The sequence below is a fragment of the Pseudomonas sp. XP2 genome (genome assembly GCF_053557975.1).
In genome coordinates this window covers 422,111-437,168 of record NZ_JBNRIK010000001.1, presented here as the reverse complement: position 1 = coordinate 437,168, position 15,058 = coordinate 422,111, and the positions used below count along the sequence as shown (strand labels likewise).

15 protein-coding genes are annotated in these 15,058 nt (G+C 65.0%); 6 read left to right on the top strand and 9 right to left on the bottom strand.

Features of this window, described 5'->3' with window-relative positions; genetic code table 11:
• Nucleotides 1-261: 261 nt before the first annotated feature.
• The 3 genes from ACK1VC_RS01935 to ACK1VC_RS01925 all read right to left on the bottom strand — a co-directional run bounded on the left by ACK1VC_RS01935 (nucleotide 262) and on the right by ACK1VC_RS01925 (nucleotide 2,384).
• Nucleotides 262-852, bottom strand: a complete 591-nt coding sequence (locus tag ACK1VC_RS01935) for an HAD family hydrolase (RefSeq protein ID WP_016489315.1) — start codon at nucleotides 850-852, stop codon at nucleotides 262-264.
• Nucleotides 849-1,718, bottom strand: coding sequence for an acyl-CoA thioesterase II (gene tesB / locus ACK1VC_RS01930; protein WP_016489316.1), 870 nt, complete (start codon nucleotides 1,716-1,718; stop codon nucleotides 849-851). Before tesB ends, ACK1VC_RS01935 begins: the two co-directional genes overlap by 4 nt.
• 96 nt (nucleotides 1,719-1,814) lie before the next feature.
• On the bottom strand, nucleotides 1,815-2,384 hold the full coding sequence (locus tag ACK1VC_RS01925) for a GNAT family N-acetyltransferase (protein ID WP_023048884.1): 570 nt from the start codon (nucleotides 2,382-2,384) through the stop codon (nucleotides 1,815-1,817).
• Between the two features lie 179 nt (nucleotides 2,385-2,563).
• Here ACK1VC_RS01925 and pmrG point away from each other — a divergent pair, with 179 nt between their 5' ends.
• The 3 genes from pmrG to ACK1VC_RS01910 all read left to right on the top strand — a co-directional run bounded on the left by pmrG (nucleotide 2,564) and on the right by ACK1VC_RS01910 (nucleotide 5,786).
• Nucleotides 2,564-3,250, top strand: a complete 687-nt coding sequence (gene pmrG / locus ACK1VC_RS01920) for a lipopolysaccharide core heptose(II)-phosphate phosphatase PmrG (protein ID WP_016489318.1) — start codon at nucleotides 2,564-2,566, stop codon at nucleotides 3,248-3,250.
• A 231-nt stretch (nucleotides 3,251-3,481) separates the two neighbouring features.
• On the top strand, nucleotides 3,482-4,396 hold the full coding sequence (locus ACK1VC_RS01915; RefSeq protein WP_191087911.1) for a histone deacetylase family protein: 915 nt from the start codon (nucleotides 3,482-3,484) through the stop codon (nucleotides 4,394-4,396).
• 148 nt (nucleotides 4,397-4,544) lie between these two features.
• Complete coding sequence (locus tag ACK1VC_RS01910; protein WP_023048885.1) at nucleotides 4,545-5,786, top strand: TIGR03862 family flavoprotein; 1,242 nt, start codon at nucleotides 4,545-4,547, stop codon at nucleotides 5,784-5,786.
• Between the two features lie 35 nt (nucleotides 5,787-5,821).
• Here ACK1VC_RS01910 and ACK1VC_RS01905 read toward each other — a convergent pair whose 3' ends face one another.
• From ACK1VC_RS01905 to ACK1VC_RS01885, 5 genes are all read right to left on the bottom strand, one after another.
• Nucleotides 5,822-7,144: a DEAD/DEAH box helicase gene (locus tag ACK1VC_RS01905; RefSeq protein WP_060518539.1), complete on the bottom strand. Its 1,323-nt coding sequence runs from the start codon at nucleotides 7,142-7,144 to the stop codon at nucleotides 5,822-5,824.
• 55 nt (nucleotides 7,145-7,199) lie between these two features.
• Entirely contained in the window at nucleotides 7,200-8,120 is a 921-nt protein-coding gene (gene yedA / locus ACK1VC_RS01900) for a drug/metabolite exporter YedA (protein ID WP_023048887.1), read from the bottom strand.
• Between the two features lie 124 nt (nucleotides 8,121-8,244).
• On the bottom strand, nucleotides 8,245-8,850 hold the full coding sequence (locus ACK1VC_RS01895) for a 3'-5' exonuclease (RefSeq protein WP_016489323.1): 606 nt from the start codon (nucleotides 8,848-8,850) through the stop codon (nucleotides 8,245-8,247).
• 9 nt (nucleotides 8,851-8,859) lie between these two features.
• On the bottom strand, nucleotides 8,860-9,339 hold the full coding sequence (locus ACK1VC_RS01890) for a LabA-like NYN domain-containing protein (RefSeq protein WP_016489324.1): 480 nt from the start codon (nucleotides 9,337-9,339) through the stop codon (nucleotides 8,860-8,862).
• A 159-nt stretch (nucleotides 9,340-9,498) separates the two neighbouring features.
• A complete protein-coding gene (locus ACK1VC_RS01885; RefSeq protein ID WP_191087012.1) occupies nucleotides 9,499-10,257 on the bottom strand; it encodes a DUF2076 domain-containing protein in 759 nt (252 codons plus the stop codon).
• A gap of 167 nt (nucleotides 10,258-10,424) precedes the next feature.
• Between ACK1VC_RS01885 and ACK1VC_RS01880 the strand changes: the two genes are divergently transcribed.
• Nucleotides 10,425-11,078 (top strand): YciC family protein, encoded by a 654-nt coding sequence (locus ACK1VC_RS01880; protein WP_191087013.1) that lies wholly within the window; start codon nucleotides 10,425-10,427, stop codon nucleotides 11,076-11,078.
• An 18-nt stretch (nucleotides 11,079-11,096) separates the two neighbouring features.
• Here the strand turns inward: ACK1VC_RS01880 and hrpB are convergent, their stop codons facing one another.
• Nucleotides 11,097-13,625, bottom strand: a complete 2,529-nt coding sequence (hrpB, locus tag ACK1VC_RS01875; RefSeq protein ID WP_191087014.1) for an ATP-dependent helicase HrpB — start codon at nucleotides 13,623-13,625, stop codon at nucleotides 11,097-11,099.
• A gap of 117 nt (nucleotides 13,626-13,742) precedes the next feature.
• Here hrpB and ACK1VC_RS01870 point away from each other — a divergent pair, with 117 nt between their 5' ends.
• Together ACK1VC_RS01870 and ACK1VC_RS01865 are read left to right on the top strand one after the other, a co-directional pair.
• Complete coding sequence (locus ACK1VC_RS01870) at nucleotides 13,743-14,162, top strand: hypothetical protein (protein ID WP_016489328.1); 420 nt, start codon at nucleotides 13,743-13,745, stop codon at nucleotides 14,160-14,162.
• Between the two features lie 25 nt (nucleotides 14,163-14,187).
• Nucleotides 14,188-15,057, top strand: a complete 870-nt coding sequence (locus ACK1VC_RS01865) for a cation diffusion facilitator family transporter (protein ID WP_016489329.1) — start codon at nucleotides 14,188-14,190, stop codon at nucleotides 15,055-15,057.
• The last annotated feature ends 1 nt before the right edge of the window (nucleotide 15,058 follow it).

Here is a 15,058-nt window from a genome sequence, read left to right as displayed (position 1 = left end):
TCGGCCCTTTCGCGGGCACGCCCGCTCCCACAGGGGCACCACAGCCCTGAGACTCGCGCAATACCTGTGGGAGCGGGCTTGCCCCGCGAAGCAGGCGACGCGATGGATGGCCCCGGCTGCGCCGGGGTTCGCGGGACAAGCCCGCTCCCACAAAGTCATTGCTAAATCAGTAAATCAGTTGGGCTGCGCTGTCGCGCAGGGAGCAAGTGCCATTGTGGGAGCGGGCATGCCCGCGAAGAGGCCCGCATTGCCAACACAAAATCAGCCCAGCATCACCTTCAGTGCCCGGCAATCGGCCGCATGCCAGTCCGCCAGCTCCGGCCATGGGTTATCCGGCAGGTTCACCAGCACCGTGCGCGCACCCGCTGCACGACCGCAGTCCAGGTCAAACCGGTAATCCCCCACCATCACCAGCTCGCTCGGCGCCACGCCCCAGGCACCGGCAATTTTCAGCAGCCCATCCGGGCTTGGCTTGGGCGCCGCTTCGTCACGCCCAAGAATGTGCTCCACCGGGAAGCAGTCTGCCAAGCCGATGGCCTCCAGCGTCACATGCGCCAGCTCGCGGGCATTGCGGGTCAGGATGCCCAGCCGGCACCCGCGCCCGGCCAACTCGCGCACCAGCTCCACCGCCCCGGTGGCCGCCGTGGAGGCTACCGCCAGGTCGCGTTCGTGCTCCAGCAACCAGGCATGCTTGGCCGCCGCTTCGTCTGCCGGCAACGCCGCCAGGTGGGTGAGGATGTCGTGCTCGGCCGGTATCTCCAACGCCACGCGAATGGCGTCGAAATCATGCACGGCCACGGTCAGGGTACCGTCCATGTCGAACACCCAGTGACGCACCTCGCCCAGGCTCATGCCCAGTCCTTGCGATGGCGAATCAGGCCTTCCTGGCTCGACGATGCCACCAGTTGCCCGGCCTGGTTGAAGATGCTGCCGCGGCAGAAACCGCGGGAGTTCCCGGCCCAGGGGCTGTCTGTTGCGTACAGCAGCCACTCATCGGCGCGCAGGTTGCCATGGAACCACAGCGAATGGTCGAGGCTGGCGATTTGCATGTCGCGCTGCCACACCGACTTGCCATGCGGCAGCAACGCCGTGGTCAGCAGGCCGAAGTCCGAGGCATAGGCCAGCAGGTACTTGTGCAGGGCGGGTACGTCGGGCAGGTTGCCGTCGGCGCGAAACCAGGCGTACTTCACCGGGTCGCCGGGCTTGGGGTTGAACGGGTCGCGCTCGGTGACCGGGCGGATCTCGATTGGCTTGGCGCACAGCACTTTGTCGCGAATACGCTCGGGCAACTGGTCGGCCATGGCGCGGGCCAGCTCCACCTCGGTGGGCAGGTTTTCCGGGCCGACCACGTCAGGCATTTGCGCCTGGTGCCCGAAACCTTCCTCGTCGTACTGGAACGACGCGCTGCAGGTGAAGATGGTCTGGCCCTTCTGGATCGCCGTCACCCGTCGGGTACTGAAGCTGCCGCCATCGCGCACGCGGTCCACCGAGTACACCACCGGCAGGCTGGCATCGCCCGGGCGCAGGAAGTAGCCATGCAACGAATGCACATGGCGGGCGTCCTCGACTGTCTGGCTGGCCGCCGACAACGATTGGCCCAGCACCTGCCCACCGTACAACTGACGGAAGCCCAGGTCCTGGCTGCGTCCACGGAACAGGTTCTCCTCGATGGATTCGAGGCTCAACAGGTCGACCAGGTCGTCCAACACATGACTCATTGGGGGTTCTCCTCGCAAGGCAACACGTCTCTACAGCGCTCGTTATGAAGGCAAATGATACAGGGTTTGTCATTCTTACCGGGCATGGCCGTGCGTTCAGGCGCGCAGGGTGCGCTCCCAAAGCGCGCGGTCGATGCGGTACAGCACATGCGGGCGCAACGGGTGCCCCACGGGCAGGCGGGGGTGTTCGAAGCTGCCGTTCAGGTCCTGCTGCATGCCGATGGCCTGCATCACCTTCTGCGACGGCAAGTTGCTCTCGCTAGTGAACGACACCACCTCTTCCAGGCGCAATTGGGCGAAAGCACAACGCAGGCAGGTCCACGCCGCCTCGCTGGCAAAGCCCAGGCCCCAGTGGCGGCGTGCCAGGCGCCAGCCGATCTCCACCGCCGGGGCAAAAGGCGCGTCGAAGTTGACATTGAGCAACCCGGTCATGCCGATGAATGCGCCACTGTCCTTGCGCTCCAAGGCCCACAGGCCAAAGCCGTACTCATTGAAATGCCCGCGTACCCGGCCGATCAACGCTGCCGCCTCAACACGCGTCAGCGGCGCCGGAAAATAGCGCATCACCTGTGGGTCGGCGCACAGCGCGGCGAACTCGCGCAAGTCATCGTCATGCCATTGACGCAGCACCAGCCGTGCGCTTTCCAGTTCAAGAATGGGGGTCATCGTGCCTGCTCCGGTTTACCGCCTTGCAGTTTACAGCGTAGGCGCGGGCGCGGGGTTCACCCAGCCGGCAGCAGCCAAATGCAATTTTCACACGCCCTTCACCGGTCCCCGACAGGCCACTTGGCAGGATGCTGCCATCCACCTCCGCGCCAACCGCGGCACCGCCAACGGAGCAACACATGCTATCGAGCAACACCCTGGGACACCCTGCCATTCACGCCCGGCGCAAGCGGCGCCTGTCACGCAAAGCCCTCGGTGCCGCCCTTGGGCTTTGCATGGTCGTGGCGGCGGTGACCACCTGGCTGGCGACGAGGACGCATATCGTGGACCTTGGTAACGAGCAACAACTGAGTGACAGCGGCCTGCTGCAGGACTGGGCCGACGGCGCAGTGATCGTGATGATCCGCCACGCCGAACGCTGCGACAGCGCCCCCGGCCCCTGCCTGGGCGACCCCACCGGCATCACCGTGGCCGGCAGCCAGGCCGCCGGACGCGTTGGCCAAGGGTTGCACCAACTGGGCCTTGACAACGCCGATATGCTTAGCAGCCCGAAACTGCGCACCCGGCAAACCGCGCATTTCATCCTCGGCCAGGCGGTGGCCAGCGAGAACTGGCTGGAAGGCTGTGACAACCAGTTCGCCAGTGAAGCACTGTCACGCAAGCGCCCCGGCCACAACCTGGTGCTGGTGACCCACAATGGCTGCATCGACCATTTCGCCCGCCAGCAGAACGTTGCGGGTGGCGAGCGCGAGAGTGGCTATGCCAGTGCCCTGTTCGTGTCGGTGGATGGCAATGGCAAGGCACGCATCCTCGGGCGACTGAACGAACCCGACTGGCAACGCGTATTGGCCAGCACAGGAAAATAGCCCTCAAACGTAAACGCGATCCCTGTGGGAGCGGCCTTGTGTCGCGATAGGGCTGCGCAGCAGCCCCAGCAACTTGTGCATTTGCGCTGAATTTTTGGGGCTGCTGCGCAGCCCTATCGCGACACAAGGCCGCTCCCACAAAAGGGCCAGTACCGGCGAAAAAAACAGGTACTCCCATTGCAGTCACCCGTCATGGCAAGATCAGCACTGGCCCTGATTGCGACCCCACCCATGCCGTTGCCGCTGATCTACCACGAAGACTACAGCCCGGAGTTCCCCGCCGAACACCGCTTCCCGATGGACAAGTTCCGCCTGCTGCATGACCACCTGGTGGACAGCGGGCTGACCACCGACCAGGCATTGCTGCGCCCGGACATCTGCCCCAACGACATCCTCGCCCTGGCCCACGACCGTGGCTATATCGAGCGTTACATGAACGGCGACCTGTCCCGCGAGGACCAGCGTCGCCTCGGCCTGCCCTGGAGCGAAGCCCTGGCCCGGCGCACGGTGCGGGCTGTGGGTGGCTCGCTGATGACCGCCGAGATGGCGCTGCAACATGGCATCGCCTGCCACCTCGCCGGTGGCACCCACCATGCCCATTACGACCACCCCGCCGGCTTCTGCATCTTCAACGACCTGGCCGTGATCAGCCGCTACCTGCTGGAGGCTGGCCGGGTACACCGGGTACTGATCTTCGATTGCGATGTGCACCAGGGTGACGGCACCGCGCGCATCCTGCACGACACCCCCGAGGCCATCACCGTGTCGTTGCATTGCGAACAGAACTTCCCGGCCCGCAAGGCGCAGAGCGACTGGGACATTCCCCTGCCCCGTGGCATGGGCGATGCGGCCTACCTGAAGGTGGTGGACGACACCCTTAACTACCTGCTGCCGCTCTATCAACCCGACCTGGTGCTGTATGACGCCGGCGTCGATGTGCACAAGGACGACGCCCTGGGCTACCTGCAACTGACTGACGCCGGCCTGGCCGCCCGTGACGAAGCGGTGCTGCGCCATTGTCTGGGCCGTGACATCCCGGTGGTTGGCGTGATCGGCGGCGGCTACAGCAAGGACCGCGAAGCGTTGGCCAGGCGCCATGGCATCCTTCACCACAGCGCGGCACGCGTCATCGGTTGTTCACAGTGACTGTGGAACCGCTTGTGGATAACCTGCGGGAAAGGCGCTGTAGCCCTTTGTACGCAAGGCCTGCAGAACTATGATCATTTTTTGACCAGTGCTTCCATGGGCAGCGCTGCGCTAGAATGCGCATCTTTTCCACAGCCTGCTGCCCACCATGTCCGATCTGAACCCCGCCTCCCCTCCTCTCGCCGTCGTTATTGGTGGTGGCCCCGCCGGCCTGATGGCTGCCGAAGCACTGGCCCAGGCAGGCCTGGCGGTCGAGGTGTTCGACGCCATGCCTTCGGTGGGGCGCAAGTTCCTGCTGGCGGGTGTTGGCGGGATGAACATCACCCACTCCGAGCCGTACCCGGCGTTCGTTTCACGCTATGCCGGGCGCCAGGGCGAAGTCGAGGCGCTGCTGCGCGGCTTCGACGCCGAAGCCTTGCGCCAGTGGATTCACAGCCTGGGCATCGAAACCTTCGTCGGCACCTCGGGGCGGGTGTTCCCCACCGACATGAAAGCCGCCCCCCTGCTGCGCGCCTGGCTCAAGCGGCTGCGCGACTGCGGGGTAGTTATCCACACCCGCCACCGTTGGTTGGGCTGGAATGCCGACGGTGCCTTGCGGATCGCTTATCCACAGGGCGAGCGCGCGGTGCAGGCTGCAGTCGTGGTACTGGCGCTGGGTGGCGGCAGTTGGGCGCGATTGGGTTCGGATGGCGCCTGGCAGCCATTACTGGCCGAACGGGCTGTGGATATCTCGCCTTTGCAGCCCAGCAACTGCGGGTTTGAGGTGGATGGCTGGAGCGCATTGTTGAAGGAGAAATTCGCGGGCGCACCGCTGAAGAACATTGCCCTCAGCGTCCCCGGCAGCGCGCCGCGCAAAGGCGAGTTCATCCTCACCGCGCAGGGTGTTGAAGGCAGCCTGGTGTATGCCTGGTCGGCACCGGTGCGCGAAGCCATCAACCGCGAAGGCCGAGGGGTACTGCTGCTCGACCTGCTGCCAGACAAGCCTGTGGACAACATTGCCCAGGCACTGGCCAAGCCACGCGGTTCGCGCTCCATGGCCAAGCATCTGCACAGCCAGCTGGGCATTGATGGCGTAAAGGCGGCGCTGCTGCGCGAGCTGACCGATCAGGCGACCTTTGCCGACCCATTGGCGCTGGCCCAGGCGATCAAGGCCTTGCCGATCACATTGGTGCGTACACGACCACTGGATGAAGCAATCAGCAGTGCCGGCGGGGTACGCTTCGAGGGGCTGGATGAGGGGTTGATGGTCAAAAGCATGCCGGGGGTGTTCTGTGCCGGCGAGATGCTGGACTGGGAGGCGCCGACCGGGGGGTACCTGCTGACGGCTTGCTTTGCCAGCGGGTTGCGTGCCGGGCGGGCGGCGGCGGAGTGGGTTACGCGGGTTTCCTGACAAATTTTGGGGGCCGCAAAGCGGCCCCATCAATCTCAAGGCTTACGCTTACGCGGCCCACCATTGAAGCTCGGCACCTTGCGCACCGCCTTCACTGCCGGCTCCGGCTCCCCACTGTCCATCCAACGCCCCAGCCCGCGCTTGGCGCTGTTCTCTTTCGGCTTTTTGGGTTTCTTCGGCTTCTTGATCACCTGGCCACTGGCGTCGGTCATCGGCACCCGGTGATCAGGGATGAAATCCGGTTCTTCATGGCGTGGCAGGGTCTGCCGGGTCAGCACTTCGATAGCCCCCAGCAACTGCACTTCATCCGCGCACACCAGCGAAATCGCCTCGCCCTTGTTACCCGCCCGCCCGGTACGCCCGATGCGGTGCACGTAATCCTCGGCGACGATCGGCAGGTCGAGGTTGACCACCAGCGGCAGGTCGTCGATATCCAGGCCACGGGCCGCCACGTCGGTCGCCACCAGTACCTGAATCTCGCGGGCCTTGAAGCTGTCCAGCGCCCGCTGGCGGGTGGCCTGCGGGCGGTCACCGTGGATGCCGTCGGCGTTTACGCCTTCGGCCAGCAAGCGCGACACCAACTGGTCGACACCGTTACGGGTCTTGGCAAACACCAGCACCTGGCTCCAGCGCTGTTTGCGCAGCAGGTGACAGAACAGGTCTTCCTTGCGCTTTTTGTCCACAGGCACCAGCCACTGTTTGACGCTGGTTGCAGTGGCGTTGCGCGGGCTCACTTCGATACTGAGCGGGTCATTCAACGCCAGCCCCGCCAGTACGCGAATCTGGTCAGAGAACGTGGCAGAAAACAACAGCGTCTGGCGCTTGCGCGGCAGCGCGGCGTACACCGATTGCAGTTCTTCGGCAAAGCCCAGGTCGAGCATGCGGTCAGCTTCGTCCAGCACCAGCGTCTGCACCTGGTTGAACTTCACCGCATTCTGCCGGAACAGGTCGAGCAAGCGGCCCGGGGTGGCCACCAACAGGTCGACGCCACGGCGCAGGCGCATCATCTGGGGGTTGATGCTGACGCCGCCGTACACCGCGTAAGTGCTCAGGGGCAGGTTCTCGGCATACTCGCGCACGTTGTTGTGCACCTGCTCGGCCAGCTCACGGGTAGGCACCAGCACCAGCGCGCGGATCGAGTTGCTGGCCACCTTCTCGCCCTCCAGTGCCAGGCGCTGCAGCACGGGCAGGGCAAAGCCTGCGGTCTTGCCGGTGCCGGTCTGGGCCGCGGCCATCAGGTCGCGGCCGGCCAGCACGGCGGGGATGGCCTTGGCCTGCACCGGGGTCGGGGTGGTGTAGTCCAGCTGCTGCAGCGTGCGCAGCAGGGGTTCGATCAGGCCGAGTTTGGCGAAATTCATGGCAATACCGTCAGGGGGTTCAGCGAAGGCGGCAAGTTTACCGCATCACCCCGGCCTACTTGCAGATTTCGCCTTCCAACGGCTGCGCAGGCGCAGGTGCCTTGCGCCACTGTGGCAGGCCGATCAGCACCACCGCACCGATAATCACCGCCATGGCCACGCACTCCTCGGCGCCAATCTGTTCGCCGGCAAAGACAATGCCCAGCAGCACGGCAACCGCCGGGTTAACGTAGGCATAGCTGGTGGCCGCCGCCGGGCGTACGTGCTTGAGCAGGTACATGTAGGCACTGAACGCCAGGATCGAGCCGAAGAACACCAGGTAGGCCAACGCCCCCCAGCCGGCCGCAGTCGGCATCTGCGTCATACGCTCGCCAGACAGCACGCTGCCCAGCAACAGCGCCGCGCCACCCACCAGCATTTCTGCAGCGCTGGCCATCGGCCCTTGGGGCAACGGCAAGGTCTTGCTCCACACCGAACCGAACGCCCACGACGCCGCCGCGAAAACAATCAGCGCCGCACCCATCGGGCTTGCCTGCAGGTTGGAGCCCAGGTTCAGCAGGCCGATACCTACCAGCCCCAGGGCGATCCCGGCCCACTCCAATCTCGAGTTGCGGTGCCCGAACAACAGGCCGAACAGCAAGGTGAACAAGGGAACTGTGGCCACTGCCAGCGCCGCCACGCCCGATGCCACCCCTGCATGCTCGGCCACGGTCACGCCGCCGTTGCCACAGCTAAGCAGCAGAAAACCGATTGCCCCTGCCGCCCGCCACTGCGCCCAGGTCGGCGCCGGCGCACCACGCCAGCGCAGAAAACCGTACAGCAGACCACCCGCAATCAGGAAGCGCACCCCGGCCATGAGCATCGGCGGCCAGCTCTCCACACCAATGCGAATGAACAGGTAGGTAGAGCCCCAGACCAGGTACAAGGCCAGGAAAGCACCGATGAGCAACAACGGGAAGCGACGGGAGGCAGGCATGGGAAAACTCGAAATCCGTTTACGGGTCATTCAGTCTAACGGCCTGCCTGGGTCAAGGTACGTTACAGAACGGGTGCAAATGAGCGGCACAATTGTGGTGCGTCCGGTTTAGGGGCAGTGTTGCCTAACGGTATTTGGCCAGCGCTTCGCGCATTTTCGCAGCCGGGGTCTTCTGCAAACGGCAAAGCAGGTCGTGCGAGAGTTGCTGTACACCATGGGCCTGGCGCAATTCGCCTACCAAATGTTGCAGCAGGTTGGCGGCCATCTCGGCATCGGCCATGGCCCTGTGCGCGGTACCGGTATCCGGAAGGCCGGCCCAGCGGGTCAAAGTGCCCAGCTTGTGGTTCGGTGCCATCGGCAGCAGGCGCCGGGACAGCAGCAGAGAGCAGGCGAAAGACTGGCTACGGCTACGGCCAATGCGGCTCAGCTCGTAGTCCCAGAACTTCTGGTCGAAGGCAGCGTTGTGCGCCAGCAACGGGGTGACCCCGACGAACTCGGCGACTTCGTTCATTACCTTGTCCACCGGCGGCGCGCTGCGCAGCATGGCGGTGGTAATGCCAGTCAGCCCGGCGACGAAGGCTGGCACCGGCACACCGGCGTTCATCAGGCTCTGGTAGCGCTCGACAATGCGCCCGCCCTCCAGCATCACCACCGCCACTTCGGTAGCGCGGCAGCCGGCGCCAGGGCTGATGCCGGTAGTTTCAAAGTCGATTACAGCAATACGTTCCATCAAAGGGCCTCAATGTTTGAGCAATAGCTTACCCTCGATGGGCACATAGCGGGTGGCCGCACGGATCAACGACAAGGCGGTAAGCCCAGGCACGCCATACACCACGGCCTCTGTACCGTGGCGCTGGATCACCCGTTCCAGCAACAGGTCGAAGTCACCATCGCCAGAGGCCAGCACCACCTGGTCGACCCGGCTGGCCGCGTCGATCACATCCAGGGTAATACCCACATCCCAGTCCCCTTTGGCCGAACCATCGCTGCGCTGGATGAAGGGTTTGAGGCGGACATCGAAACCAAGGTTGCGCAAAATCTGCTGGAACTGCTGTTGCTTGCTGTCGCCACGGTCGATGGCATACGCCACCGCTTCGACAATCTGGCCTTCACGGCTGACGTCAGCCCACAACGCGGTGTAGTTGAAATGGCAGCCGTGCGCCTGGCGCACGGTGTAGTAGAGGTTCTGCACATCGGCGAACAGCGCGATCTTTTTCACCTGGGAACCTCATGTCTGGCCTGGGATACCGGGGGCTGCTGCGCAGCCCTTCGCGGGCACGCCCGCTCCCACAGGTGTCGTACATGTCACTGGGGGAGCGGGCGTGCCCGCGAAGGGGCGCCAAGCGCCCCCAGAATTGCCAGCAGTATGCCAGACCTGTCAGACGTACGAGTCGTCGTCCGAGAAGAACTCGCCATCGTCACTGCCGTAATCGGTGTCGGCATAACCGCCCTGGTCGCTGCCCCAACCACCGTTGTCAGCCACCTGCTGCTGCCCGCCCTGGTCGTTCCAGCCGCCGCTGTCACTGGCCGGTGCTGGCTCTTCCTTGATCACCTCGACCACCTCTTCCGGCTGCGAGTTATGGTTGAACAGGCTGCTGATGCCCTGCGCCAGCAACACACCACCGGCCACACCGGCTGCGGTCTGCATGGCCCCACCGAGGAAGCTGCTGGCACCGCTGCGCGCCGGCGCGGCGCCAAAGCCAGGCTGCTGCGGCTGAGGCTGGGAGAAACCTGGGGCCGACGGCTCGCGCCAGCCACCGCCGGATGCTGCAGGCGGCGCCGAAGGGCGCTGAGGCTGCACAGCCGGGGCCGCACTGCGCCCGCCCGAGCCAAAGATGCTGGACAAGAAGCCACCGCCGCCGTTGCCTGGTGCGCTGTTACCGGCCTGTGCGGCCTCGGCCTGGGCGCGGGCCTGCTTCAGCTCGGCCTCCAGTTGCTTGTTCTGCTCGTCGAGGCGTTTGATTGCCGCCTCCTGCACCAGAATTGCCTGTGCCATGTAGTAAGGCGCCGCCGGCTGCTGACGCAGGTGTTGCTCGATGCACGCCTGGGCCTGCGCGTCACGCGGCTGGTTCGGGTCTTCGGCTTGCTTGATGCGGCCGAACAGGCCGTCGATCAGGGTTTGTTCTTCAGTGTTCATGGGGCGACCTCGTGGGGTAGCGTGACAACGGACAGCGTCAAAGATGGGGTGTAGCGGCACAGGATTCAATCACCGGCGCCGTGAAACTTTTTTCAGCAAGTGACAGCCCCACGCCTGCTTTGGGCTAAAGTTATGCCCCTGTTTTTACTGCCATGCGATGTTGACTGATGAATCCGCTGAGCGTTCTGCGCGACTCCCTGTACTTCTTCCGCCGCCACCTGCCGAACATTCTCCAGCTGTGCCTGCCGTTGGTGGTGCTGGAAGCCTTGCTCACCCAGCTGCTGTACCGGCAGATGGGCGACCAGGCATCGCCGGCCTACGGCATGCTGGTCAGCCTGCTGTTCTACCCGCTGTACAGTGCGGCACTGATTCTTTACCTGCACACCCGCAGCAACGGCCAGGACATCGGCAAGCGCGACCTGTTCGCCCGCGCCTTGCAACTATGGCCACAACTGGCCCTGCTGATCCTGATCAGCTCGCTGCTGATCATAGCCGGCCTTGCGCTGTTCATCTTCCCGGGCGTGTGGATCATGATCAACCTGGTGTTCGCCGAGTACCTGCTGGTGCTGCGCGGCCTGCCGGTGGTGCAGTCGATGCGCGAAAGCGCCCGCATGACTACCGGGCACTTCATGCGCATCATGATCTGCGTGCTGGCAGTGCTGGCACCGATCTGGCTGATCGACGGGCTGCTGCTGATGGCGTTCCCCGAGCCATCGCCCGGCATGGAGCTGGCCATGGACAGCCTCAGCGGCTTCCTGCAGCTGTTCAGCACTGTGGTGCTGTACCGCCTGTTCATGCTGCTGGAAGGTGAAGCCGACTGACCACCGGCCCGGCTACGGTCACGTCCCCCTGGGCTTGGCCCGTGCTGTAGCCTCGGCCACCAGCGGGTCGTCCGGCCAGTAATGCTTGGGGTACCGCCCTTTCAGGTCTTTCTTTACCTCGGCATAAGTGGTGCGCCAGAAATTGGCCAGGTCCTGGGTCACCTGCACGGGTCGGCGTGCCGGTGACAGCAGGTGCAACTTGACCTGCTGCCGGCCATTGGCAATGCGCGGGGTGTCGGCAAGGCCGAACAGTTCTTGCAGGCGCACGGCAAGAATCGGCGGGGTTTCGCTGTAGTCCAGGCGGATGTTCGAGCCGGACGGCACGGCCAGATGCGCGGGTGCCTGTTCGTCCAGGCGTTGCGGCAGCGGCCAGGGCAGCAGGTTGCGCAGTATCGACGGCAGGTCCAGCGCGCTGAAGTGGCTGAGGCGGGACACTTTGCCAAGGTAGGGCTGCAACCAGTCTTCCAGGCTGGCGAGCAGCGCCTCGTCACCCAGGTCGGGCCATTCGCTTTGCCCGCCCCTGTCCAGGTCCAGCTGGCGTAACAGTGCCACCCGTGCCTGCCACTGGCGCAGTTCCGGTGTCCATGTCAGCAGGTTCAGACCTTTGCGTCGTACCAGGCCGAGCAGCGCTTTGGCGCGCGCTTCGTCACTCAGGCCGGTCAGTGGTTCGCGGCTTAGTATGAGCTCACCCACTTTGGTTTGGCGTTCGGCACGCAGCACCTGCTCGCGCTCGTCCCAGTCGAGTAGATCGACGCGTTCTACCTGCTCGGCCAGCACATCATCGAGCAGCGCCGGGTCGAATGCTGCCGCAAGGTAGATACGCTCTTCGCGCTGGCCCTGGCGGCTGCCCAGGTCGGCGATCACCAGCCACGGGTGTTTCATCAACGCATCGACCTCACCGAACAAGGCTGCACGGCCGTTGGCCAGACGATACTCGGCGCCCCCTTCACGCCGCTGCTGCGCAACCCGGTCGGGATAGGCCAGCGCCAGCAGGGCCCCAAGCCAGCGCGGGTGATCAGGGTCAGCGACGGCGGCTTTGGCCTTGCCGCGCAACAGGCCACGGTACTGACGCGCAAGCTGCCGGGCGCGCTGCACGCCACCCTGGCCGCCTCGGCTGGCCTTGGTCTCGCCGCTGATCAACGCCAGCCGGCTGTGCAGGTCGGCACCGCCGCCACGCTGGATATCCCGCTCGCCGAGCAACGCCGCCACATCACAGGCCATGGCGGCCAAACCCAGGCCCTGACCACGCAGCAACAAATGGGCGATACGCGGGTGAGCCGGCAGCTCGGCCATGGCCTGGCCGTGATCGCTGAGGTTGTCGCGGCTGCCCGGTTTAAATGCCCCCAGGCGCGCCAGCAGGTCCTGAGCCTGGGAAAACGCTGCGCTGGGCGGTTGGTCGAGCCAGCGCAACTGATGAGGTGCGACGCCCCAACGCGCCAGTTGCAGGGCCAAACCAGCCAGGTCGGCCTGGAGGATTTCGGCGCTGCCATGGGCAGCCAACTGGTCATGCTGGGCCTCGGACCACAGCCGGTAGCACACGCCCGGCTCCAGCCGGCCGGCACGGCCGGCGCGCTGGGTGGCGCTGGCGCGGGAGATACGCTGGGTGTCCAGCCGGGTCATGCCACTGCCAGGATCGAACCGCGGCACCCGGGCCAGGCCGGCATCGATCACGACGCGCACGCCGTCGATGGTCAGGCTGGTCTCGGCGATATTGGTGGCCAGCACCACCTTGCGCAGGCCCTTGGGCGCCGGGTCGATGGCTGCGCGCTGGGCATTGAGGTCAAGTTCGCCATGCAGCGGGCACAGCAAAATCTCCGGCCGCTCGCCCAGTGCCTCCTGCAGGCTCTGGTGCACCCGGCGGATTTCGGCCTGGCCGGGCAAGAACACCAGCACGCTCCCCGTCTGCTCGGCCAAGGCCTGCAGCACGCTGTCCACGACCCGTGGCTCGATGAACTCGCCCGGCTGGAAAGGCCGCCCCCAGCGGATATCCACCGGGTGCATGCGGCCCTCGCTGCTGACCACCGGGGCTTCATCCAGCAGCCGTGACAGGCGCTCGCCCTCCAGGGTTGCGGACATCAGCATGATCTTCAGTGGCGGGTCGTCACGCAGCAACTCACGGCCATTGAGGCTCAGGGCAAGGGCCAGGTCGGCATCCAGGCTGCGCTCGTGAAATTCGTCGAAGATCAGCAGGCCCACACCTTCCAGCGCCGGGTCGGCTTGCAGGCGGCGGGTAAGAATGCCTTCGGTCACCACCTCGATACGGGTTTTCGGCCCGACCTTGCTGTCCAGGCGAATGCGATAACCCACCGTTTCACCGACCTGCTCGCCCAGTTCACTGGCCAGCCGTTCGGCCGCCGCCCGCGCCGCCAGGCGCCGGGGTTCGAGCATGAGAATGGTCTGCCCGGCCAGCCACGGCTCGTTCAGCAGCGCCAGCGGCACGCGGGTGGTCTTGCCGGCGCCGGGTGGCGCTTCGAGCACGGCTTCGTGACGGTTTTCCAGGGCTTGGCGCAAGGCAGGCAAGACGGCATCGATCGGTAATGAAATCATGGTGGTCCTCGAACAATCTGGCGAGTATAACGGCGAACCCAGCCTGCTCTATCATGGTCTTAAGCTTCAGGCGCAGGCGCTTCGCTTGCCCTGCTGAAAACCCTCTCGGAGATTTACATGCGCATCCCATCCCGCGTCATCGGCGGCGCTCTCATCGCCACCTTGCTGACCCAGCTGACGGCCTGCGGCACCATTTTCTACCCGGACCGGCGCGGCCAGATCGGCGGCAAGATCGACCCCGTGGTAGCCGCAATGGACGCCATCGGCATCCTGTTCTACGTGATCCCGGGGCTGATTGCCTTCGGCATCGACTTTGCCACCGGCGCCATCTACTACCCGGGTGGCCGCACCGCCCAGGTCGACCCGGCCAAGCTGCAAGAAGCGGTAAGCCCCGACGGCAAGGTCGACAACCTGAAGTTGCAGGCCATTCTCGAAAGCGAACTGGGCCAGCGCCTGCCGCTGAACGACCCACGGCTGATCCAGCACCGCGGCAGCGTCGAACAGCTGGCCAGCCTGGGCCTGGTGCCGGCAGCCTGAACCCCACACACGGACTTGACCACGGATGATCACCCCAGCCGAACACCAGCGCCTGCTACGCCTGGCCACCCGCGCCTCACTGGCGGTGGCCAGTATCCTGGTGCTGAGCAAGGCCCTGGCCTGGTGGCTGAGCGGCTCGGTCAGCCTGCTGGCCGGGTTGACCGACTCGGCACTGGATGCTGTCGCGTCGTTTATCAACCTGCTCGCCGTGCACTACGCCTTGCGCCCCGCCGACGACGACCACCGTTTTGGCCATGGCAAGGCCGAAGCCTTGGCCGGTATGGCGCAGGCGCTGTTCATCGGCGTCAGTGCGGTGCTGATTGGCGTGCAGGCGGCCGAACGCCTGCACACGCCGCAGCCTTTGGGCGACACCGGTGTCGGCATTGCAGTGATGCTGCTGTCACTGGTGCTGACGCTTGCCTTGCTGGCACTGCAGCACAAGGTCATTCGCCTGACCGGCTCCACCGCAGTACGGGCCGACTCCCTGCACTACCGCTCGGACCTGTTGCTGAACAGCAGCATTCTGCTGGCCCTGTTGCTGGCACGCTTTGGCTGGCCACAACTGGATGCACTGTTCGGCCTGGGCATTGCCTGCTACATCCTCTGGAGCGCATTGCAGATTGCCCGCGAAAGTACGTCGATACTGATGGACAAGGAACTGCCCGGCGATGTGGGCGAAGACATGAGCGCGTTGGTTCTGGCCATACCCGGCGTGAAAGGTGTGCATGACCTGCGCACGCGGGTGTCGGGTAATCAGTGGTTCGTGCAGTTGCATCTGGAGCTGCCGGGGCAGTTGCCGCTGCATGACGCGCATGGGTTGTGTGTGGAGGCGTCGCGGGTGATCCGCCAGCGTTATCCACAAGCGGATGTGATGGTGCACGCCGACCCGGTGTGAA

Excerpts from the sequence above, each read along its gene's own strand:
- pmrG (WP_016489318.1), top strand. The coding sequence starts at position 2,564 with ATGCTATCGAGCAACACCCTGGGACACCCTGCCATTCACGCCCGGCGC.
- ACK1VC_RS01905 (WP_060518539.1), bottom strand. The coding sequence starts at position 7,144 with ATGAATTTCGCCAAACTCGGCCTGATCGAACCCCTGCTGCGCACGCTG.
- hrpB (WP_191087014.1), bottom strand. The coding sequence starts at position 13,625 with ATGATTTCATTACCGATCGATGCCGTCTTGCCTGCCTTGCGCCAAGCC.
- ACK1VC_RS01910 (WP_023048885.1), top strand. The coding sequence starts at position 4,545 with ATGTCCGATCTGAACCCCGCCTCCCCTCCTCTCGCCGTCGTTATTGGT.
- ACK1VC_RS01925 (WP_023048884.1), bottom strand. The coding sequence starts at position 2,384 with ATGACCCCCATTCTTGAACTGGAAAGCGCACGGCTGGTGCTGCGTCAA.
- ACK1VC_RS01915 (WP_191087911.1), top strand. The coding sequence starts at position 3,482 with ATGCCGTTGCCGCTGATCTACCACGAAGACTACAGCCCGGAGTTCCCC.
- ACK1VC_RS01895 (WP_016489323.1), bottom strand. The coding sequence starts at position 8,850 with ATGGAACGTATTGCTGTAATCGACTTTGAAACTACCGGCATCAGCCCT.
- ACK1VC_RS01865 (WP_016489329.1), top strand. The coding sequence starts at position 14,188 with ATGATCACCCCAGCCGAACACCAGCGCCTGCTACGCCTGGCCACCCGC.
- tesB (WP_016489316.1), bottom strand. The coding sequence starts at position 1,718 with ATGAGTCATGTGTTGGACGACCTGGTCGACCTGTTGAGCCTCGAATCC.
- ACK1VC_RS01870 (WP_016489328.1), top strand. The coding sequence starts at position 13,743 with ATGCGCATCCCATCCCGCGTCATCGGCGGCGCTCTCATCGCCACCTTG.
- ACK1VC_RS01935 (WP_016489315.1), bottom strand. The coding sequence starts at position 852 with ATGAGCCTGGGCGAGGTGCGTCACTGGGTGTTCGACATGGACGGTACC.
- yedA (WP_023048887.1), bottom strand. The coding sequence starts at position 8,120 with ATGCCTGCCTCCCGTCGCTTCCCGTTGTTGCTCATCGGTGCTTTCCTG.
- ACK1VC_RS01880 (WP_191087013.1), top strand. The coding sequence starts at position 10,425 with ATGAATCCGCTGAGCGTTCTGCGCGACTCCCTGTACTTCTTCCGCCGC.
- ACK1VC_RS01885 (WP_191087012.1), bottom strand. The coding sequence starts at position 10,257 with ATGAACACTGAAGAACAAACCCTGATCGACGGCCTGTTCGGCCGCATC.